Annotated in this window: 16 protein-coding genes and 1 rRNA gene; 7 read left to right on the plus strand and 10 right to left on the minus strand. The window is 43.2% G+C overall.

The annotated features are described in order from the left end of the window. Both rrf and trhA read left to right on the plus strand, forming a co-directional pair. Positions 1 to 92 (plus strand): 5S ribosomal RNA (rrf, locus tag ACPD8L_RS00005); the annotation flags it as partial. 92 nt (positions 93 to 184) lie between these two features. Further along, complete coding sequence (gene trhA, locus ACPD8L_RS00010; protein WP_421808980.1) at positions 185 to 826, plus strand: PAQR family membrane homeostasis protein TrhA; 642 nt, start codon at positions 185 to 187, stop codon at positions 824 to 826. Between the two features lie 21 nt (positions 827 to 847). On the opposite strand, the gene ACPD8L_RS00015 is transcribed toward trhA, so the two are convergent. Beyond that, complete coding sequence (locus tag ACPD8L_RS00015; RefSeq protein WP_421808981.1) at positions 848 to 3,034, minus strand: Ig-like domain-containing protein; 2,187 nt, start codon at positions 3,032 to 3,034, stop codon at positions 848 to 850. A 229-nt stretch (positions 3,035 to 3,263) separates the two neighbouring features. Between ACPD8L_RS00015 and ACPD8L_RS00020 the strand changes: the two genes are divergently transcribed. Further along, entirely contained in the window at positions 3,264 to 3,929 is a 666-nt protein-coding gene (locus ACPD8L_RS00020; RefSeq protein WP_421808983.1) for a phosphatase PAP2 family protein, read from the plus strand. A gap of 15 nt (positions 3,930 to 3,944) precedes the next feature. Next, the gene (locus ACPD8L_RS00025) at positions 3,945 to 5,516 is read left to right on the plus strand and encodes an ArnT family glycosyltransferase (protein ID WP_423941023.1); all 1,572 of its coding nucleotides are present in this window, start codon (positions 3,945 to 3,947) and stop codon (positions 5,514 to 5,516) included. Positions 5,517 to 5,579: 63 nt separating this feature from the next. Here the strand turns inward: ACPD8L_RS00025 and ACPD8L_RS00030 are convergent, their stop codons facing one another. After that, a complete protein-coding gene (locus ACPD8L_RS00030) occupies positions 5,580 to 6,995 on the minus strand; it encodes a cadherin repeat domain-containing protein (RefSeq protein ID WP_423941025.1) in 1,416 nt (471 codons plus the stop codon). Positions 6,996 to 7,163: 168 nt separating this feature from the next. Next, on the minus strand, positions 7,164 to 7,862 hold the full coding sequence (locus tag ACPD8L_RS00035) for a ZIP family metal transporter (RefSeq protein ID WP_116219309.1): 699 nt from the start codon (positions 7,860 to 7,862) through the stop codon (positions 7,164 to 7,166). A gap of 56 nt (positions 7,863 to 7,918) precedes the next feature. On the opposite strand from ACPD8L_RS00035, the gene ACPD8L_RS00040 reads away from it, so the two are divergent. Then, on the plus strand, positions 7,919 to 9,091 hold the full coding sequence (locus ACPD8L_RS00040; RefSeq protein WP_423941029.1) for a THUMP domain-containing class I SAM-dependent RNA methyltransferase: 1,173 nt from the start codon (positions 7,919 to 7,921) through the stop codon (positions 9,089 to 9,091). 181 nt (positions 9,092 to 9,272) lie between these two features. Here the strand turns inward: ACPD8L_RS00040 and ACPD8L_RS00045 are convergent, their stop codons facing one another. The 3 genes from ACPD8L_RS00045 to rlmD are packed head-to-tail and all read right to left on the minus strand — an operon-like array spanning position 9,273 to position 11,973. Continuing rightward, a complete protein-coding gene (locus ACPD8L_RS00045) occupies positions 9,273 to 10,037 on the minus strand; it encodes a DUF6048 family protein (protein WP_421808987.1) in 765 nt (254 codons plus the stop codon). Then, complete coding sequence (locus tag ACPD8L_RS00050) at positions 10,018 to 10,530, minus strand: DUF6452 family protein (protein WP_421808988.1); 513 nt, start codon at positions 10,528 to 10,530, stop codon at positions 10,018 to 10,020. The genes ACPD8L_RS00045 and ACPD8L_RS00050 overlap by 20 nt, the downstream gene beginning before the upstream one ends. 30 nt (positions 10,531 to 10,560) lie before the next feature. Next, entirely contained in the window at positions 10,561 to 11,973 is a 1,413-nt protein-coding gene (gene rlmD / locus ACPD8L_RS00055; RefSeq protein ID WP_423941032.1) for a 23S rRNA (uracil(1939)-C(5))-methyltransferase RlmD, read from the minus strand. 224 nt (positions 11,974 to 12,197) lie between these two features. On the opposite strand from rlmD, the gene rocD reads away from it, so the two are divergent. After that, positions 12,198 to 13,442 carry an ornithine--oxo-acid transaminase gene (gene rocD, locus ACPD8L_RS00060; protein ID WP_423941034.1) on the plus strand — a complete coding sequence of 415 codons (1,245 nt, stop codon included), beginning with the start codon at positions 12,198 to 12,200 and terminating at the stop codon, positions 13,440 to 13,442. A 6-nt stretch (positions 13,443 to 13,448) separates the two neighbouring features. Here rocD and ACPD8L_RS00065 read toward each other — a convergent pair whose 3' ends face one another. The 3 genes from ACPD8L_RS00065 to ACPD8L_RS00075 form a co-directional block, all read right to left on the minus strand. Continuing rightward, positions 13,449 to 14,501, minus strand: coding sequence for a S66 peptidase family protein (locus ACPD8L_RS00065; protein WP_423941036.1), 1,053 nt, complete (start codon positions 14,499 to 14,501; stop codon positions 13,449 to 13,451). 82 nt (positions 14,502 to 14,583) lie between these two features. Beyond that, on the minus strand, positions 14,584 to 15,846 hold the full coding sequence (locus ACPD8L_RS00070) for a carboxypeptidase-like regulatory domain-containing protein (protein WP_423941039.1): 1,263 nt from the start codon (positions 15,844 to 15,846) through the stop codon (positions 14,584 to 14,586). Between the two features lie 169 nt (positions 15,847 to 16,015). Next, positions 16,016 to 18,481, minus strand: a complete 2,466-nt coding sequence (locus ACPD8L_RS00075; protein WP_423941041.1) for a M14 family metallopeptidase — start codon at positions 18,479 to 18,481, stop codon at positions 16,016 to 16,018. Between the two features lie 161 nt (positions 18,482 to 18,642). Here ACPD8L_RS00075 and bshC point away from each other — a divergent pair, with 161 nt between their 5' ends. Then, positions 18,643 to 20,244, plus strand: coding sequence for a bacillithiol biosynthesis cysteine-adding enzyme BshC (gene bshC / locus ACPD8L_RS00080; RefSeq protein ID WP_421808992.1), 1,602 nt, complete (start codon positions 18,643 to 18,645; stop codon positions 20,242 to 20,244). Between the two features lie 206 nt (positions 20,245 to 20,450). Here the strand turns inward: bshC and pgmB are convergent, their stop codons facing one another. Next, complete coding sequence (gene pgmB, locus ACPD8L_RS00085) at positions 20,451 to 21,110, minus strand: beta-phosphoglucomutase (protein WP_293299568.1); 660 nt, start codon at positions 21,108 to 21,110, stop codon at positions 20,451 to 20,453. Positions 21,111 to 21,220: the final 110 nt, after the last annotated feature.

Consider the following 21,220-nt stretch of genomic DNA (forward strand, 5'->3'; position numbering starts at 1 on the left):
GGCCCACCCCTTTCCATTCCGAACAGGGAAGTTAAGCCCGTTTGCGCCGATGGTACTGCCACACCAGGTGGGAGAGTAGGTCGCCGCCTTCCTCAAAGCCCTTTACGTATGTAGAGGGCTTTTTTTATTGTATATTTTCTTCGGTGATTATATTTGTACTATAATTTCAGTAAAGCGTTTATTCTTGCCCCAAAAATCAAATCCGGTTTTATTAGAGGAAAAATGGAATGCGTACTCGCATGCCATTGGTATTGTGCTGGCCCTTTTGGGGAGTGTAATTCTTCTTCAAAAAGATATCAAGGATACACCGTACCTTTTCGGAAGTGTTTTGGTGTATTGTATTTCGCTGGTATTACTATTTACAGCATCTACGGTATATCATTCCGTACAGGATCCCAGATTGAAAAAGAAGCTGAGGATTTTGGACCATATCAGCATTTACTATCTGATTGCTGGAACCTATACCCCAGTTTGTCTCACTGTACTTTTACCTTCAAAAGGGTGGCTCCTATTCTTTTTGGTTTGGGGTATAGCCTTGTTTGGAACCGTGTTGAAACTGTTCTTTACGGGCAAGTTTGAAGTGTTCTCCTTAGTGCTTTATGGTGTTATGGGTTGGCTCATTGTCATTGATGTTTCTTATTTGGTGGAGCACTTATCGGGAACTGGATTACTTTATTTATCACTTGGTGGAGCCTTTTATACCTTGGGCATTGTCTTTTATGCCGTTAAAAAAATACCGTTTAACCATTTGATTTGGCACTTTTTTGTGCTTGGAGGAGCTGTTAGTCATTGGTTGATGGTTTCCAAGTTGGATGCACCTATTTAACCGGAACTTTATGACCCCACTTTATTGATATTTAAAGCTCCAATTATCGAATATAAAAGCATCTTGATTGGTTATACTCTCCATTATTGGGGAAACTTCAGTATGCTCTTTGTATTCACTTATTACCTTATTGAGATAGTCTGAATAGGTGGATATGATATCAAAAGAAATCAATTCACTATACTCAACAGAGTAAGTCTGATTCTCAAAAATTGAGTATACATTTAGACTTGATAATTCTTCTGGCAATATGGGAAGATAAATTGGTCCATCTTTCGAACTATCAAAGAGTACTGGCATCAATTGACTGCCTTGGCCTTCACTTCCTATCTCAACCATTAGTCTACCTACATTATGTCCAGTACCAGTTTTGGTAATATTGACTTCGTTTCCATTTTGATTGTGCTCAATGGTCCAATCCGGGAGCAAATATTCGGTAGCCGGTAGGCCATCTCTATAGGTGTTATAATTGTTAAGTTTAAAACGATGTTGGTATTTTTCAAAAACTGTTGGATAATAATAATTATCCGATCCCTCTGGGCTAAATGTAATGTTGGAATCATAAATCAAGTGTGGGAGTTTGTTACCAACATCTTCAGCTTTCTCGAATCCCCAAATATTTAGATTATGATTATATCCGGGCAAACTATTCCCGCTAAATGTGGTGGTACCTTGATTGATATCGTCAAAGCTAAAGTCAGATCTGTTGATAACGAAATCTGGATCCCAGGGATTGTCAATTTTTAAATACCCATAAAAAGATGGGTCTTCACCCATATGATATCCTATCAAGTAATAATTTTCATATGGATTATAACCGTTTCCTTCATAAGATGCCAAACCGAGTTCCTCAAGATTTGGGTCATGTTGTGTGGTTTGAAATCCATTTCCGCGGCTAATCACACTTTCTACGCCAAAAAATCCTGACATCGGAATGGTCTGTTGGTTCAATGATTCTCCAAGAGCGGCAGTAAAATTTATATGCGTGAAATTAGAACGTGTTAGGTTTTGTACAATGGTCATGTGCGTCTTGACCCAACTTGATTGGTTTTCTTCTGCAATGAATGAGACCATGTATTCTTTATCTACTGCAAATTCGTCTGGAGCATAGATTACCAACTCTGTATCGGTAATTTCAACCGTTTCAAGCATAATAAAAGACCCATCCATTTCGGAAATTAGAATATGGAACCCAAACCAACTGTTTTCGAAGAAGCCATTTTCCATTTGAACTTCAAAAAGTTTGCGTAAAATCTGGTTGGTGAAATTTAATGTGGTTTCATTTCCTACAGCATCAGTCGCAACGAGCTCAAAATTAGCCTCTCCAACAGGAAATAGGTCAGGGTTGAGAAGTATTTCCCATGTTTCATTGATTGAAGAATCCAATATAGTTTCATCATTCAATTTAGCCACAAAGGAAACCACCTCGGAAAAAGCGTCCTGGACTTGGGGGGCAAATAGAAAAGGTTCGTCCAAAATCTCGTTTGCCCCTGGATTCATTATGGCAATCTCTGGCCCGGTATTATCTGAAATAAACACTACCTCGTGGATAGCGAGGTTTTCGGCCAAGTCTATAGCTTCAATTTTCAGGGTATTTTCACCATCCGATAGGTTAAGGGTATTGATGTTGACTTCATAATTGGCATCTGTTATTTCAGACAGCAATGCATTGTCCAAATAGACCTTTACCCCATTTAGACCCTCATTTTCCGTAATGTTAAAAGTCACGGTATTGGTATCACCATTTATTATGGTTCCTTGTATCAGGGATACCTCCGATATTGTGGGAAGCTCATTGTCAATATTGATTACCTGTTCTTTGGAAGTCTTGTTTCCAGAGGTATCGGTTACGGTAACTTTGAGTACGTAATCCGTAAACTTTCCCGTCAACGAGTTTTTTGATGCATAGCCCGAAATGTCAATGGTAATTTGATAGGGTGCCGTGGTATCCTCTCCAACTTTTTGGTCATCAATAAAAGCTTCAACTTTGGCAATGCCCCCAGCATCTTGGGCGTTGATGTTGATTTGAATTTGATTACTGACCACTACAGGCTCAGTTGAACTTCCGCTAGATGTTCCTGCTATGTTGAAATTTGCTGTTGGAGCAGTAACATCTAGTTCTGGAGTAGGGTCTTCTGAATCCGAGGAGCATGAAATGACAAGAAATAGCATTAGGCCAGAAAGGGCACAGAGTAAATATCTGTTCATAAATGGAGGTTTGGTAAATATAAATCTAATGATTTTTTTGTGAGAAAAAGATTATTTTTTAAAGCCTAAGATAGTTTTATAAAAAAAGCATACTAACTGTGTTGCTTTTACATTAAAGATGGGGTGGATTTTTATTTACATTTTGTAAAGCAATTTATAAAGAATGGGTAATCCTTAGTTAACTCTTAAAGAATGTTATCTCAATAATTTTGAGTATAAACCTCCAGGCATGCGTATCGTACTCAAAAGATTACTACCGTTCTTCTTGCTTATTGTTCTTCTTTTGCCCCTGACATTTGCACACAAGGGTGAATTGCTTTTGTGGGTCAATAGGCTTAGAACTCCCTTTTGGGATGCTTTTTTTATTAGGTCAAGCTCATTGGGCAATGCCATCATTGTTCCTTTTGCCCTATTATTGGTGCTCCGGTTTAAGTTAAAATGGTTGGCCGTATTCCTACTGGCTTTTGCGGTCCAAGTGGTTTTGGTATTACTTTTTAAAAAAGGATTTTATAGTGGGGAGCTCCGACCCTATCTGTATTTCTATCGCTCGGGTATGGGAGAGCTTATCCATTTGGTGGAAGGAGTCAAAATCAGATATGTCAATTCATTTCCATCTGGGCATACCGCAACGATTTTTTTCTTGGTGACTTTCTTTGCCCTATTGTCCCGTAACACAACGGCCAGCTGGGTTTTAATGTTTTTGGGTGTATTTGTGGGCCTTTCCCGTATATACTTGGTACAACACTTTTTTATTGATGTGTATTTTGGGATTCTTTTTGGAACAGCTTCTTCCATTTTTGCGTATTTGACTGTGAGAAGGTTTCCCAAAAAATGGCATGCCAAACAAATTCAATTCAACCCCCAACATGTCCTCAGACAGATTTTTAATGGCTGATTATAGTTCCGTTTCATGGATGCTTTAAGAAAATATGACGCTCTCTTGGTATTTTTGTTGGCATTGGCCATTTGTACCTCTTTCATTGGCGCATACCCCATTTATATTTTGGACGAGGCCAGAAATTCTGAAGCGGCTCGGGAAATGTTCGTCACGGGAGATATCATAGTACCGTATTTTAACGGACAATTACGTACCGATAAGCCCCCGTTGCATTATTTTTTTATGATGTTGGGGTATAAACTGTTTGGGGTAAATGCCTTTGGAGCCCGTTTTTTCTCTGGGGTTTTTGGAGCACTTACCATTTGGTTTACCTATAGGAATGTAAAACAGTGGCAGAATAAAACCTTGGCTGTGATGACCGTGGTGATTTTGGCTTCGTCACTGTTTTTTGTTCAAGAGTTTCATCTGGCCGTACCCGACCCTTATCTTATCTTTTTTTTCACACTTTCTTTATTCTCTTTTTACAACCATTACAAAATGGGAAGTGTGGGATGGCTTGTCCCTTTTTATGGGGGAATGGCATTGGGTGTGCTTTCCAAAGGTCCTATAGCATTGGTTTTGCCAGGCCTGATTATTTCCTGCTTTTTGTGGTTTAGGTCGGATTTTAATCGAAACACTATTCTAAAGCTTAGGCCCCTTTTGGGATTGGGACTGTTCTTTTTAATTTCCGCTCCGTGGTTCTATCTGGTGCATACGGCCACCGATGGGGAGTGGACCAAAGGTTTCTTTTTGGATCATAATCTTTCCCGTTTTGGCTCAGAAAAGGAAGGGCACGGTGGTTTGCTTATCCTCACCCCTTTGTTTGTTGTTTTGGGAATGTTGCCCTTTTCCGTGTTTATCATCCAAGGATTTCAGCGGGCTTGGAAGGTGCGAAAGATAAACGACTTTATGCTGTTTTCATTTTTGGTTTCTGCCATTACCATTCTATTTTTTAGTGTCTCCAGCACCAAATTGCCCAATTACCCCATGCCGTGTTATCCGTTTATCGGTGTTATGATTGCCTTTTATCTCTACCAATTGTATCATTCGCTGACCAAGCCCAAATCAGTCTTGTGGAGCCTTGTTTTTTTGTCCGTTGTTGGAATCGTCCTACCCATAGGGGGATATGTGGCCCTTGGGGTGGAACAGCAGTTTTTGGAAGTACGTTCTGTGGGTCTTTTGTTGCTCATTACCACTGCGGCGGGATTTTTGGCGCTTTATTTTTACAGGAAGGATGCTTTGGCCAAAGCCTTTTGGAGTATGGCAGGAGGATGGATGGTTATGGGATTTTGCCTTTTTGGGTTGATTTATCCCATTTTGACGCAGAAAAGTCCTGTTTCCTTGGCTTTGGAGCGCATACCCGAAGAATCAACCATAGTTGCTTTTAAACGCTTTGATAGTGCATTCCCCATTAACTTTAAGCAAACCTTCCCAGTATTTGATACAGTGGACGAATTGAATACCTATTTGGAAAAGTACCCCAAGACCTACGTAATTACCAATACCCGAAATCAGGAAGATCTTGATGCCTTGGAACAGTTTCATTTGGTACAGGAACAGAAAGCCCTTTTTGAAAACCACGTTACCCGGATTTACACCAAATAAAGAATACAAAAGGGGCGAACATGTTCGCCCCCTCCAAAGTTAATGGTTAGGTTGGTTGTTTTTTTAGAACAGATAAGCTGGAACAAATACCAAAGCATTTACTTGGGTTGCATCACTATTTGAAAGTTGGGCAATATGGACCAAGGTGTTGTTTTCCAAATCTACTTTGGCAATATGAGTGATAGCATTGTCATTTTCATAGCAAAGAGCATATAAGGCCCCATCAATTTGGACCAAGTTTTTGATTATATATGCATTGGGCATGTTGTATTCAAAATTCTCTAGTGTTAAATTGATGGTCTCACTGATTTCCCCATTAAAGCTGGATTTATGAATAGTGGCAGCACTATCACCAACCCATACTTCATTGGTTGTATCCCCATACGTAAGACCCAGACCACAGCAAAGATCAGCACCTGTAAAGGCAACGGGAGCAGAAGCTGTTCCATCCGTACCAAAGGTTATTAAAGATTCTCCTTCTAATTGCCCTTGTGACATTGTGGCCAAGATATTTCCTTCTGGTGTAATGATCAAATCGGCCAATCCAGCCCAAGTGTCATCGGGATTGCTGTTGATGGTGGTTGCTTGAAGTGTAGCCAAATCCACAGAGTGGAGCATGGATTTTGTGGCAGCAAATTTTGCGGTGGAAACGTACAATTTCCGATCTACATAGTTGTAAATGGCACCACGCACTCGTACAAGGTCTTCCCCATCCAAGAGCACCTTGAAGGCATCGGTCTTATCACCCGTACTGGGGTCAAGGGAGTAAAATTGCCCTGTGTTTCTATCGGAAACCAAAATTTCCACTTTATCCACCACAGCAACCTTAATATCTAGATCGGTACTGCCCACCACAAACTTGGCCAAGGCAATATCCGAGGTTTGAGGCACGGGATTGGAGGTTATCCAAGTAAATGAAAAATCATCCTTGGAAATGTCCATGATGCCATTGCTGATCTTTACCAAAATCTCATCGCCTTCGGTAAGGTTGGTGGGTTTGTCCGCAGAATAGGAATCGCCCCCATCCGTTGAGTATAGAAAAATTAGATCTTCCGGGGCGGTATATCCGGCCTTGTCTATCACAGCATTGGCCACGTCTAGAGTTTCTTCGGTCACGTTGATGGTAATGTTGGCCGTTTTGGTGACATCCTCAACCTTGGCCTGTACGGTAGCTGTGATTGTGGGATTGGTTTCAAAAACAAAAACAGAAGGGTCGGCAACGGTCAACTGCCCCGAACTGGCATTGATGCTCAAGGCCCCTGATGGGGTTTGCCCCGTTAAGCTAAAGACCAAGGTGCCCGTGTTGGTACTGGCCGATACAGTGCCCAATACTTGGTTTTCCACTGGATTTTCCTCAACAGAGGTCTCAAAATTGGAAATGGTGATTTCTGGGTCCAAAACTTCAGGGCCATCATCCTTGCGACATCCAAAATGTAGCGTTATCAAAAAAACGCTCAATACAATACTTACTTTTTTCATAATTTCTAGTGTTATGGAGTTATGTTGTAAAGACCAAAGTATAGTATGGGAACCATGAAAAATATCCCCAATTGACGAATGCCATGTTTGGATTCATGGAATGGGGATATGGATTGACGGGCAATCAGGGGAAAAAGGAAAATAGGGTCTAAAAAGCTGTCAGGAGTACTACATATGGAGGGTAAAGTAGGCGGTGGCAATTCCCAAGATGATCACCAACAGTTTTTGAAGGTTAAAGGAGTGTCCCTTTGAACTTTCAAAAAGGATAATGGTGGAAATATGAAAAAACACCCCAATGGCCAAGGCCGTTAACATATGCCCGTATCCTTGGAGTTTTGGCAATTGGGCGGACAAAAAGCTGCCTAAAGGCGTCATGAGGGAAAAGACCACCATAAAAAGAATGGCCCATGCCAGTTTCATTTTGGAATTGATCAAAAAGATACTGAGAATGATGGCAACCGGAATTTTGTGAATGATGATGCCATACAAAATAGAATTATTGTTATGGATGGGTACTCCCTCCACCAAGGAATGGATGGACAAGCTCAAAAATAGTAGAATAGGAAAGCGGTTTTCCTTAATGTCGATATGCATGTGCCCATGTTCGGCTCCTTTCGAGAAAAACTCCAAAAAAATCTGGAGCAGGATACCGGCCAATATGTAAAGCGCTATGGTCTTGGGGTCGTGTCCTTCGTACACTTCGGGCAACAGTTCCAAGAAGGTGAGCGACAACAAAAATGCCCCACTAAAGGCGAGCAAGAGGTTTATGTTCTTGATATTCTTGGGCCGTGCTATGTACGCAAAGGCAAAACTAGCCCAAACGGCCAATATGGGAACAATGTAAATGACGTAGACGGGAAAATCCATAAATAGGGTTGAAGGGTCAAAAATAGCCTATTTTTGCGGAAAGATTTTAGGAAAATATGGCAGGAAATTTTAAAATGTTGGCAAAGACCCTTTTTGGCTTTGAGCCCCTTTTGGCCAAGGAGCTTCGGAACTTGGGGGCGGGGAATGTTGAGGAAGGTGTGCGCAATGTATCCTTTGAAGGGGATACGGGTTTTATGTACAAGGCCAATCTGTGCCTTAGGACCGCATTGAAGATCTATAAGCCTTTGCAAACCTTTAAGGTGTATAATGAGAAGGATCTGTATAAAGCGGTGTATGACATCAACTGGTCCTCCATCTTTGGCCCGGACCAGACTTTTGCGGTGGATACCAACATGAACACCGAGATTTTCAACAATTCCATGTTTGTTTCGCTCAAGGCGAAGGATGCCATCGTGGACAAGTTCAGACGGGTGGAACGCGAACGGCCCAATGTGAGTACCCAGGACCCCGATGTACGGATCCATATCCATATTCATGATAACACCTGTACCGTATCCTTGGACAGCTCTGGAAACTCATTGCACCAACGCGGCTATCGCATGTTGACCAATATTGCACCCATCAATGAAGTATTGGCGGCAGGTCTTTTGCTGAAGAGCGGATGGGATGGCCTTACCGACTTTTTGGATCCCATGTGTGGGAGTGGCACTTTCTTGATCGAAGCCGCCATGATTGCCTGCAATATCCCGGCCAACATCAATCGGGAATCCTATGCCTTTATGAATTGGAAGGATTATGATGCGGAACTGCACCAAAAAATTGTTGATGCCAGCTTGAACAAAGTCCGTGAGTTCCGTCATAAGATATTGGGGTATGACAAGGCCCCCTCTGCGGTTCGGAAAACCCAAGAAAATGTAGAGAATGCCAACCTCTCGGAATATATCACTGTGGAACGAAAGGACTTTTTTAGAACGGAAAAACCAGTGGACACAAAATTGCATATGGTCTTTAATCCCCCTTATGGCGAACGGTTGCCCATAGAGGTGGATGAGTTTTATGCCAAAATAGGGGATACGTTAAAACAACAATATCCGGGAACGGATGTCTGGATGATTACCTCCAATTTGGAAGCATTGAAGTATGTGGGGCTAAGACCTTCAAGAAAAATCAAGGCCTTTAACGGAAAATTGGAAGCGAGATTGGTGTATTACGAGATGTACGAAGGCAGTAAAAAAGCAAAATACAATAAAGAGGATCAGGGAGTGTAAATGAGGATTTTTCCACCTCAATTATAAATTGATTAACTTTACCCTAACCATTGGCTTAGGTCTTTGTTAACACCAAAGCTAATTGACTCAAAAGAATAGAAGGATTATTCTAGACTAACTCAATTCAATTACCAAAAGGAGCCTGATGATTCAGGCTTCTTTTATTTTGTAACCCCCTCTTTTAAGGTTCTTGGATTTCGTTATCGGTTTTCTTCTTGTTCGACTTTTTGTAGAGCGGAATAAAATAGGAAAGGGTGTAGCTGTAGCTCACCCCAAAGTTGCTGCCGTCGGTCACTTTGTTGAACCCGGGAATCCAAAGGTTGGGGAAGCGCTCATCTTCTTTGTTCGTGACCAAAAATCCCATACGGGCACTCATGCCAATGAAGATATTGGCAAAAAGCTCTGCTTTGACCCCAACTACGAATTCCAACCAAGAGGCACTAAGTCCACTATATTCCACATTGGGTTCCGAACCGGGCAAAAACCCAGGATTGTAGTAACGGTTACTGTCAAAAATCTGGTAGTCGTTCAAGGTCTGGCTAAAACTGGCTACGGCATACCTTCCCCCAATAGTGATGGCATTGTTCATTCCAAACCAATTTTCATAGGTGTTTATATCTAGCCCTGCCTTGATATAGCTGCCTGCCGTTTTATAGCTGTACAGGTCCGTACCGCCCAAATCCTCGTTTTGGGTTTTGGTCTCATTCCCTATTTCAGCAGCCAGGTAAAGTTTTTGGGTAAGTCGATAGTCGCCCACCAGTTCCAATCCGGTGTAGTCCTCGTCCGCAAAGGAAAAAATAAGTCTACTGAGGTCCGCACCAACACGCAAACCGTACTCCTGCTTGTACTCCACAGTATCCTTGGCCTGAAGGTCTATGGGCTTGCTCTGCCCCATGACCAGCAAGGGCAGCAGAATGATAAAAAGACTAATGGAATATCTTGACATGGACGTTGTTGGAATTTTCTATGTTTTGTTGGACAATACGGATGTCCTGAATCCAATTTTCGGCACTTTCAGGCAAGGTCACGGAGATACCTTCATAATTTATCACAAAACCACAAGCTCTGGAGACAAAAGTCTCATTAGTGGTATAGGAAACGGTCAATGTATCGATACTGCCTATTTCTTCCCCGGTCTCCCCATCATCTGCAGAGTTGGTGATGAAGGCAAATTGGGTACTGACGGCATCCCCACGAAGTGGAATCCCTATGGAATCCAAATTGTCGGAGCGGTCGGTAAAGGTATTCACTGATTCATCCAAAATCACTTCCTTGATGCGAAGGGAGGGAACATCCTTGGTTTCGGTGGTATCCTCAATATCAAAAAAACCAACGACTAGGAGGGGTGTGTCGCCTTCCACACAAATATCATCCTTTTCACAAGAGGAAACATAAACGAGCATGGCGGTGATCAATGCAATGGGGAGAATTTTTTTCATTCCTGTATAAAGCAGATTTTTCATCAAAGATTATACCCGTTTTTCCAAAAGTACAACATTTTCAACGTGATGGGTCTGTGGGAACATATCCACGGGCTGAACTTGTACAAGCTCGTATTTTTCCTTCATCAATTCCAAGTCACGCGCTTGGGTGGCGCTGTTGCAGCTCACATATACAATCTTTTTTGGGGCTACTTGCAAAAGTTGCTCCACGACCAGTTTGTGCATTCCGTCCCTTGGTGGGTCTGTAATGATCACATCAGGGTGGCCATGCTGTGCTATAAACTCTGAATTGAACACATTTTTCATGTCCCCCACAAAGAATTCCACATTGGAAATTTGGTTGTGTGCTGCATTGGCCTTGGCGTCTGCAATGGCTTCCGGAACAGACTCCACTCCAATTACCTTTTTGGCTTGCTTGGCCACAAACTGGGCAATGGTTCCGGTTCCGGTATACAGGTCATAGATCAGTTCATTTCCGCTCAGGTTGGCAAAATCCCGGGTTACTTTATAAAGTTCGTAAGCCTGCTCCGAATTGGTCTGGTAGAAGGATTTTGCATTGATTTTAAATTGCAACCCTTCCATTTCCTCAAAGATGTGGTCCCTGCCAGCAAAGCAAATGACTTCTTGGTCATAGATGGTGTCATTTTGTTTGGAATTGATGACGTAGAGTAGGGCGGTGATTTCCGGAAATTTTTGTTGGATGTGGTTCAAAAGCAGTTCGCGTTGTTCCAAATCGTCTTCGAAAAATTGGAACAGCACCATGATCTCCCCTGTCGAGGCGGTCCGTATCATCATGGTCCGTAGTAGACCTTCTTGTTTTCTGGGGTTAAAAAAGGCCATATCATGTGCAATGGCAAAGTGTTTTACTTCCAATCGGATGGCGTTGGAAGGGTCTTCTTGCAGGTGGCATTTTTCAATGTCCAAAATCTTGTCCCACATGCCCGGAATATGGAATCCGAGGGCGTTTCTATGCTCAAAATCCGTGTTGGAATCAATTTCTTCTTGGGTGAGCCATCGGCTGTTGGAAAAGGAAAATTCCATTTTGTTCCGATAGAAATACTGTTTTTCCGAACCTAGAATAGGACTGATTTCGGGAAGTTCAAGGTGGCCAATGCGCTTGAGGTTGTTTTCCACTTCCTTTTGTTTAAAATGGAGTTGGTGCTCATAGCCCATGTGTTGCCATTTGCATCCTCCACAGACTCCAAAATGCTGACATTGGGGCGTTGTTCGTTTGTTGGAAAGTGTATGGAAATGGGTGGCCACTCCCTCAAAATAAGCCTTTCGTTTTTTGGTGGTCATTACATCGACCACATCACCGGGAACGGCATTGGACAAAAAAATCACCCGTCCGTCCGGGGCCTTGCCCACGGTTTTTCCCTTGGCTCCCGCATCAACTACTTCGACCTGTTCAAAGGTCTGTCGCCTACTTTTTCTACGCATGGGGCAAAAGTAACTTCTTTTTGGTATTTGACATTGCCCAAGGTCTTAAATTACCCCTAAACTTTATGGCGAAATTGGATTTGACAAGCACTTGTTTTGCGCAATAATTTGTAATTTGCGGGCACTTCAAGGGATGATTTCTCTCCCACGCTGCTTTTTCGAGTCTTCGAAAGAAAAAAGGTATTGTAGGAATGGTTGTTTTATAAATTTTAATAAGAACTAAAATGGCTGTTTTAGAGCATTTAACGTCGCAGCAAGCGATAGATTTGGAAAACAAGTACGGAGCCCACAACTACCATCCGCTTCCGGTGGTTTTGAGTAGGGGAGAGGGCGTTTATGTCTGGGATGTGGAAGGTAAAAAATACTACGATTTTTTATCGGCCTACTCAGCGGTGAACCAAGGGCACTGCCACCCCAAGATCGTTGGGGCCATGGTGGAGCAGGCCAAGACCCTTACCTTGACCTCACGAGCGTTTTATAACGATATGTTGGGAAGGTTCGAGGAGTATGCTACCTCTACATTTGGTTTTGACAAGCTTTTGCCCATGAATACCGGGGCCGAAGCCGTGGAAACTGCCTTAAAGATTTGTAGGAGATGGGCCTATCAGAAAAAAGGTATCCCTGAGAACCAAGCCAAGATCGTGGTCTGTGAGAACAATTTTCACGGAAGGACAACGACCATTATTTCATTCTCCAATGACCCTGTGGCCAACACGGACTACGGACCATACACGGAGGGATTCATAAAAATTGAATACGATAACCTAACCGCACTGGAAAACACCTTGGAAAGCAATCCACATGTGGCGGGCTTTTTGGTGGAACCCATTCAAGGGGAAGCAGGGGTTTATGTACCCTCAGAAGGCTATTTGGCCGCTGCCAAGAGCCTTTGCGAAAAGCACAATGTCCTTTTTATTGCTGATGAAGTGCAGACAGGTATTGCGCGTACCGGAAAACTTTTGGCCGTTGACCATGAAAATGTAAAACCCGATATCTTGATTTTAGGCAAGGCCCTTTCAGGGGGTGCCTATCCGGTTTCCGCTGTTTTGGCCAATGACGGCATCATGGAAGTGATTACCCCGGGAAGCCATGGAAGTACTTTTGGAGGCAATCCGGTTGCCGCTGCAGTGGGCATGGCTGCTTTGGAAGTGGTCAAAGAGGAGGGACTGGCCCAGAACGCGGAGGAATTGGGGGCGTTGTTCCGGGAAGAACTCAACAAGTTTATCCTCACTTCGGATTTGGTGGTGAAGGTTCGTGGAAAAGGACTTTTGAATGCTATTTTGATTAATGATACCGAAGAAAGCTCCACCGCATGGGACCTATGTATGGCCCTGAAGGAAAACGGTCTTTTGGCCAAACCCACCCACGGAAATATCATACGGTTTGCACCACCTTTGGTCATGAACCGTGAACAATTGATGGAGTGTGTTTCCATCATCATCAAAACGTTCAAGGAGTTTAAAAAGTAATTGGAATCAAGAAACTGCGGATTCCAACAATTCCATGGTCATTTCGGTTGCATTGAATGCCGCTTGGATACCCACGGGAACCGTAAAATTATTGGGGACATGCCCAAAGCTCATACCATAGGCTGCGGGCAATCCCAATGGTGCAATGCGGTCCATGATGACTTCTTTAAGCGTCAAATTATCTGTTTTCTTTTCCCTGTCACAGCCCTTGCATACCCCAAAAACAATTCCCTTGGCCTTTGAAAAAGTTGGTCCTTCTATGAGTTGGGTGAGCATACGGTCTATACGGTAAGGAGCTTCTTCCACATCTTCCAAAAAAACAAGTTTGTCCGTAAAATCAATTTCGTGGGGAGTCCCTATCAACGCATTGACCAAAGTAAGGCTTCCTCCTGCCAATTCCCCTTGGCATGTGCCAGGTGTAACGGTGTATCGTTCGTACTCGCTATTGTCCAGAAATTCGGGGTCTTTCAGTTTCACATTTTCTATGACCTGGGAATCCTTTCCTTTCATCAACACCTTTCGGAAGTATTTTTGACTATACGAATCGTCAATGGTGCTGCCTACGGGTCCGTGAAAGCAAATCAGTCCGGTTTCCTTGTAAATGCCCTGAATCAACGCGGTAATGTCACTAAAGCCGATCAAGGCTTTGGGATTGTTCCTAATGATATCGTAGTCCAAGTGGTTAAGGATTCGGGTGCACCCATATCCGCCCCGGGCACAAAGAATACCATCTATTTCTGGGTTGGCGAACATTTCGTGCAGGTCCTTTACCCGCTCTTCATCCGTATTGCTGAAATACCCATAATTCCCGAGAATTCTTGTAGTATGATAGGTTTTGAAACCCATTTTTTGAAGCGTGTCCAGTGCTCTTTGCAATACTTCGGGCTTTATGGCATAACCAGGTGCCACCAAACCTATGGTATCTCCTTTCCGTAGTTTTTTGGGTTTGATTTTTAATGGCAGGGTAGGCTGGATCTCATTTCCCATTCCAATTTTGGGCAGCAGCAATGTAGCCCCTACCGCAGAGGCCGATTTTAAGAAGGTTCTTCTTTTGGACATGTGTTCAGATTAAAGTATACAAGGAACCTTGGCGTGGCCAAGGATGTGCCATAAAAATAAACTGAAAGTATGATTTTACCAACTATTTGCCCCGGCGCTCTATGCGACGAAGCTGTCTTTGGATTTTCTTGATGGCCGATTCAATGGATCTTTCAGGTTCTATAATGTTGTATTCGCCCCAAAAGTCAGGGTCGGAAAAACCAATGGCCTCATCGCTCAGAATTATGGATTTTCTGATGCGTTCGCGATTTTTGGGCAATTTCCCGGTAATATTGGGTTCCCAGTCGGTAACGGCCATTTCGGCGGTCATGCTGTACACGGAATTGAACAGACGGTCTTCCCAATCTACTTTAAACTCTAGCATAACACTGCTGTATCCATAATACCATTTCCCGTTTTTTTCACGATAATCAACCCGGTAAGATACTTCGGTGGGCCAGACATCCACACCTACGGGTTTTCTTCGGACAAAAAGCTGGGAGGCCAAATCCCTATCCGTAATATTCAGGGAATAGGTGGCGCTGGTCAGGGTTTTGTTTTCCACATCAATAAAAAGTTCCCCGTAGTACAAAGGGTCCAAAACGGTTTCCCGTTGGTCGAATTTGATAACATAGATCAGACGGTCGTTGATTCTGGTGGACCGGTCAAATGAAAATTTATAATTTGAAACAGAGCCATCGTCAAAAAGAAATTCCGGATATTTCATGATATCCACATAAAGGGCATTGTACGGCCCTCCCTGAAGTTTTAACGCCACGGTGTCCAGTTTACTGTAATCCGTGCTTTTTCGAGCCTTGTAGAGTTCAACGGCATCTTTGCGAAAGGAGTTGTAAGGCGACTTATAGATACTGACAACAGCTTCGGAAAGGGATACATTTTTTCGGCGTTTGCGTATGGTCTCCCTGTAAAATGCGGTCATCAATGTGGGGTCGTCAAAATAGTTTTCGTCTTTTCTGGCCAAAGTTTCCTTGACCAGGGCGGTAGCGTCCTTGGGTGCATTGATGTTGATTTCGGAAAGCTCGGTGATCGAAATCAGCAATGAAATCTTGTTCTTTTCAGGTTCAAGGGTGGGAAGCGGTAGGGTCTTGCTCTTGTACCCCAAAAAAGATACGATGACATTGGCGTTGGTGATGTCTTTGGGGACCTTGAGCAGAAAGTTTCCCTCCGTATTGGTAATGGTACTGATGTTGGTGCCCTCCACGGAAAGTGTGGCAAATACCAAAGGCCTGTTGGTGGATTCATCGACCACTTCGCCTTGATACTGATTGAAATCGACTGAAGGGTCATCCTGAAAAGCCAGTGCTTTTGAAGGAGTCAATAACACGCAGGCCCATAGTAAAACCATTCCTGATATGATGATTTTTCCTTTGGAAAGAACATTTGTGAAGTGTTGGGAAGCCATACCTATTTACCTAAAGATTTACTTTTAAAGGTACAAAATTTTGAAATTCCACTAATGGTGGAAAATCTTAAAATAATAGACTTTTTAGTTTGATAATCAGGTAAAAAGCAGCTTAGTCCACCATAAAAAGGGCGTTGGCGAAGAACAACTTTCCGTTTTCCCAAAACCCTCTAAAAAGAGGATTGTCCACCATGTATACGACCTGGCCCCTGCCAAAATTTTCCACACCATATACCAAAGATTCGCCTATACTTTCCTGGGCTTTGCTTCCTGCGAATCCCGAAAACGGTTTGGTAGATCGGTCAATGTAAACGGCATTGCCATTTTTTAGATAGTTATAACCCGAATTGCCCAATTTTAAGGTAAAATAGTCATTGCCATACCCATAGGCCAAAGGATGGGTGTTGTCTACCTTGGTCTTGAAAATGGCTCCTGTGATAGCCGTTTTGATCCGTTCCCTTTCCATATTCTTATGGGGGCTGGGTCTATTTCCTGTGGAATCGCCCTCAACTTCTTTTTTTACAATTCCGAATCCATCCTCTCCGTCAATAGCGTCAATGGAACCCCCCATGGCAATGAGTTTCCCTCCTTTTCTAACCCAATCCCGAAGCTTTTTGAGCTGTTTTCCATCAAAATGATCGTTGTACCGTCCACCGGGCAAGATCAAAATATGGTACTCGTCCAAATCCACCGTTTGGGCATAGGAGTCATCAATTACCGTTAGAGGATAGTGTAACTGTTGTTCAAAGAAATGCCAGATTTCCCCAAAGCGAAGGGTAGAGGTGGGCCCTCCGGACAAAATGGCGACCTTTGGTTTGGAGATCATGGTAACATATCCCGAACCAAAATCCTTGCCCGAGTCCACAAAACCCGTATGTGCTGGGGTAAAGTCCATTTGATGTTTGTAGGCCACATCCAATAAGGAAGTGTAAAAATCAGGTTGGTGCTCATTGTCCCCTTTGGTGACAATCAAAGTGCCGCGGTCATAGGATTTTCCTTCCATGGTAAAAGGATGATCTGCTTTCCTGACACGGATGCCTTGGGTCAAAAGCTCGGCCAAAAAACGGGCATCCTTCATGCTGTTCCAATCAAAAAGATAGGCATAGGCCTGGTCATTGGGTTTTCCAATGGATGAGCTTACCACAGCATCTTGGGCTTGGTTGGCGGGAGTGGTGTTGACCAAGGAAGTGGAGGCGATGGCATCCAATCCGTAAGCATAGGGTAGGGACCATGCAGTAATATCATAGGTAAGCGAATCGCTGAGTTTGGCGTTGGGTTCAAACAATACTTTGACCAAGGTACCCTTGGTTTGATTGGTTGAAACTACCAAACTGTTCCCTGAGGTAGACATACTTCCATTGCTTCCGGTATTGTAGTCAAAACCTTTGACCGAACTGTTGGAAGGACGGCCATATGCAATCTTGTGCTTGTCCAGCAACGTTTTCAAGGCATCGATTTTGTCCTTGTTTCCATTGAGGACGTAACTTTTGTATTTGAAATTCTGATTTTGATAGAACTTTTGAAACTCGGAGTTCAGTTTTTCGGCATTTTGCGAAGAAACCTCCACGGTGGAAAGCCCAGTGGTAAAGTGATGGGCAATACGGTCTTTCAGGGTCAGGGTGTCCCCGATCCGGGTAATAATGCCCAGTCCGGCACGGCCACTGCCTCCTTGTTCATAGGTCATGCCAATGGCGCCATTGTAGGTGGGATAGGTGTCGCCGTAACTTGGATAAAAAAGGTCGAAAACCTCCTTGGTGAAATAAAACCAACCATTGGCATCAAAATATTTGGCATGGTTTCGCCCCAAAATGGTTTGAAAATTCCGTTGAAAGTCGGTGATCACTTCATGATAAGGTTCTGCCGCCGGGGCAAAATAATAGGGGTTGTCCACTCCCTGTTCGTGAAAATCCACATGAACGTGGGGCAGCCAATCGTTATAGACTTTAATGCGCTGCTGACTTTCAACCTGCGTCAACCAAGCCCAATCACGGTTCAAATCGAACATATAGTGGTTGCTTCTCCCATTCCACCAACCTTCATGGTGTTCCTTGCTATTGGGGTCTACCTGGTGCGGTGTGTTCTTATATTGATTGTACCAATTGCTGTATCGATCACGACCATCTGGGTTGATACATGGGTCCATGATCACCACGGTATTTTCCAGATAAGCACTTTTGACGGTCAAAAGTTCATAAATGGTCTTCATGGAAGCTTCCGTGCTCACACTTTCATTACCGTGTACATTGTAGCTCAACCAAACAATCGCCTTGGAATTGCTGCCCGAACCTTGGGTACTCTTTAAATGTTCTTGTCTGATGTTTTCCAGATCGGCCATATTCTGGGCCGATGAAACATAGACCAATAATAACGGCCTTCGCTCATTGGTTTGGCCATAAACGGTGAGCTTTACCCGGTCCGGTGCCTCATTGGCCAGATATTGGTAGTAATCCACCACTTCGTGGTGACGGGTAAATTCCGTGCCCAGTTCATACCCCAAGAATTCCGAAGGGGATTTTAGTTGTTGGGCCGTTACGGAAAAAGTGAATAGTACAGTGAGGGAAAATAAAAATCTTGTCATGTAAGGGTCAATTAGTCGTAATCAAATCTAACAATAAATTGATTGGCAGTCATATTTTTTTGTTGCCCTGGGGATTTGAAGGGGCAAAAAATGTAATTAACGTATTTTTAGGATGAGAAAAAAAGAAGAGGGCTATCTTTGATCACCTCATTTCAGTTTTAATGGAAGTAGATTGTATACCCTTTAAGGAAACCGGTTATTTCTCCAAGCTCATTTGTGATTATTTGGACCAACGGAAAGACTTGCAGCCATTCTATAACCGATTTCCCCTACCTGAAAATTTTGCGGAACAGATCAAGGAAAAGGAAGCCAATTATGCTTTTGCCCATAGGGCAACCTTGGTGCAATCCTTGCGCAAGCAGTATAAGGGCATCACAATTTCTGAACATACCAATGCCAATCTGACCGCTTTGGAAGCGAAAAATACGTTTACCGTGGTGACAGGGCATCAGTTGAACCTGTTTACGGGACCTTTGTACTTTTTGCACAAAATTGTATCTACCATTAATCTGACCAAGGAATTGGGTCGGACATATCCCGATCATCAATTTGTTCCGGTGTATTGGATGGCCACCGAGGACCATGATTTTGATGAGATCAATTATTTCAACCTGAACGGAAAAAAGGTGCAATGGAACCGCTCCGCATCCGGGGCCGTGGGTATGTTGGACACCAAGGGCTTGGATGTGGTCTTTGAAACCTTATCAGCCGAATTGGGAAAAACAGGAAATGCGGAAACCTTGAAAACGCTTTTCAAACAGGCGTATCTGGAGCATTCCAATTTAACGGAGGCTACCCGCTATTTGGTGAACGAACTTTTCGGGGAATACGGTTTGGTGATTATTGATGGGGATGATGTTGCCCTGAAGAGGTTACTGGTTCCCTATGCGGAAAAAGATATTTTTGAGCAGATTCCCTTCCAAAAGGTAGCCGAATCAATCGGGGCCTTGGAACAAGTTTCCACAGCATATAAGGTACAGGTGAATCCGCGTGAAATCAACTATTTTTATCTTAAGGAGGGACTCCGCGAGCGAATCGTGGAAGAAGGGGGCACGTACCAAGTGCTGAACACCGACTTAAAGTTTTCAGAAGAGGAACTGCTTGAGGAGCTACACGCACACCCCGAACGGTTTTCCCCCAATGTGATCGCAAGACCTTTGTACCAAGAAGTAATACTGCCCAACCTTACCTACATTGGTGGTGGAGGGGAATTGGCCTACTGGCTGGAATTGAAATCTTACTTTAATGCCATGGATATCACTTTTCCCATGTTGTTGCTTCGCAACTCGGCCTTGGTCATCACAGAAAAGCAAGCAGAGAAGATTAAAAGGTTGGATCTGAAAGTGGCCCACCTTTTTCTAAAACAGAATACGTTCATCAACAAAAAGATCAGGGAAATCTCCAATATTGATATTGATTTTTCCCCACAGAAAAAGCTCTTGGAAGAACAGTTCCAACACCTGTACCAGTTGGCAGCCGAAACCGATAAAAGTTTCTTGGGAGCTGTAAAGGCCCAGGAGGTCAAGCAGAAAAAAGGCTTGGACGCTTTGGAAAAAAGACTTCTAAAGGCACAAAAGCGAAAACTGAAAGATCAGGTCATACGCATGACCGATATTCAAAATGAGTTGTTTCCGAATAAGTCCCTACAGGAGCGGCAGCTTAATTTTTCTGAACTATATCTGGAACTAGGTGAAGGTCTCATACCAAGCCTTTTGGATTCTCTTGATCCATTTTCTGGAGCATTTTCAATTTTGAAATACTAGTGGTTCCCAGAGGGAATCTAGAAATTAGTAAAAAAATCAAAAAGAGGGTAGGGTATTTTTCTTTGTAGTTGTTTTACTATTGAAAATTGCTATGAAGAATTTAAATACATGAGTTGGTTAACTCATATGTTTAGGTTGGTTTTGATTTTATTGAAAAGCCCCGGAGTGGTTCCCGGGGCTTTTTGCTTTTCAATACTTTTGTACGGTCAGAACAAGTCTGCAAAGTGTGACTTTATCTCAAACAAGGTTGCTTCCTTCATGGTGTCAAATCTGAGGTCTGCATGGCCCACACGGTCCTTTGGTCCAATGCCTACGCTATGGAACCCTCCTGTTTTAGCGGCATCAACACCTTTTTCGGCATCCTCTACCACGATGCAGTTGTTGGGGGGAAGCCGTAGTTTTTCGGCGGCATAAAGGAAAATATCAGGCTCAGGTTTGCTTTTGGATACACTGTTGCCATCACCGATCACATCAAAATAAGGCATGGCATTCAATTGCTGTAAAACTTTTAGGGCATTTTTGCTGGCACTCCCCAAGGCAACGCTAAAGCCTTCTGTCCGCAGATGTGTCAATAGCTCCCTGGCCCCCGGCAAATAATCCTCAGGGGTCATATGATCCAGACTCGCTACATAGAGGTCGTTTTTTTTGGTGGCCAGGCCAATGATGGTTTTCTCGTCCAATGAAACCTTGTTATGGTCCATAATGACTTTGATGGAATCCATTCGCGATATTCCGCGAAGCTTATCATTGACATCGCGATCAAACTCCCAGCCCATTTCATCGGCTAGTTTTTTCCAAGCTTCAAAATGTAGCTCGGCAGTGTCGGTGATCACGCCATCCAAATCGAAAATGAATCCTTTGATCATGGTTTGGTTATTTTGCAAACGCAAAGAAATGACTAAAAGTGTTAAGAAAAAAACTACAAAACGTTATGTTCAGTTCAAAAGATACTCATTTTTTGAGGTACAATAGGTTT

It is taken from the genome of Flagellimonas algicida (assembly GCF_049629585.1).
GTDB lineage: Bacteria > Bacteroidota > Bacteroidia > Flavobacteriales > Flavobacteriaceae > Flagellimonas.

Coding starts and splice junctions, on each gene's coding strand:
- ACPD8L_RS00065 (WP_423941036.1), bottom strand. CDS start 14,501: ATGTCCAAAAGAAGAACCTTCTTAAAATCGGCCTCTGCGGTAGGGGCT.
- ACPD8L_RS00015 (WP_421808981.1), bottom strand. CDS start 3,034: ATGAACAGATATTTACTCTGTGCCCTTTCTGGCCTAATGCTATTTCTT.
- ACPD8L_RS00070 (WP_423941039.1), bottom strand. CDS start 15,846: ATGGTTTTACTATGGGCCTGCGTGTTATTGACTCCTTCAAAAGCACTG.
- ACPD8L_RS00025 (WP_423941023.1), top strand. CDS start 3,945: ATGGATGCTTTAAGAAAATATGACGCTCTCTTGGTATTTTTGTTGGCA.
- rocD (WP_423941034.1), top strand. CDS start 12,198: ATGGCTGTTTTAGAGCATTTAACGTCGCAGCAAGCGATAGATTTGGAA.
- ACPD8L_RS00050 (WP_421808988.1), bottom strand. CDS start 10,530: ATGAAAAAAATTCTCCCCATTGCATTGATCACCGCCATGCTCGTTTAT.
- bshC (WP_421808992.1), top strand. CDS start 18,643: ATGGAAGTAGATTGTATACCCTTTAAGGAAACCGGTTATTTCTCCAAG.
- pgmB (WP_293299568.1), bottom strand. CDS start 21,110: ATGATCAAAGGATTCATTTTCGATTTGGATGGCGTGATCACCGACACT.
- ACPD8L_RS00020 (WP_421808983.1), top strand. CDS start 3,264: ATGCGTATCGTACTCAAAAGATTACTACCGTTCTTCTTGCTTATTGTT.
- ACPD8L_RS00040 (WP_423941029.1), top strand. CDS start 7,919: ATGGCAGGAAATTTTAAAATGTTGGCAAAGACCCTTTTTGGCTTTGAG.
- ACPD8L_RS00030 (WP_423941025.1), bottom strand. CDS start 6,995: ATGAAAAAAGTAAGTATTGTATTGAGCGTTTTTTTGATAACGCTACAT.
- ACPD8L_RS00035 (WP_116219309.1), bottom strand. CDS start 7,862: ATGGATTTTCCCGTCTACGTCATTTACATTGTTCCCATATTGGCCGTT.
- rlmD (WP_423941032.1), bottom strand. CDS start 11,973: ATGCGTAGAAAAAGTAGGCGACAGACCTTTGAACAGGTCGAAGTAGTT.
- ACPD8L_RS00075 (WP_423941041.1), bottom strand. CDS start 18,481: ATGACAAGATTTTTATTTTCCCTCACTGTACTATTCACTTTTTCCGTA.
- ACPD8L_RS00045 (WP_421808987.1), bottom strand. CDS start 10,037: ATGTCAAGATATTCCATTAGTCTTTTTATCATTCTGCTGCCCTTGCTG.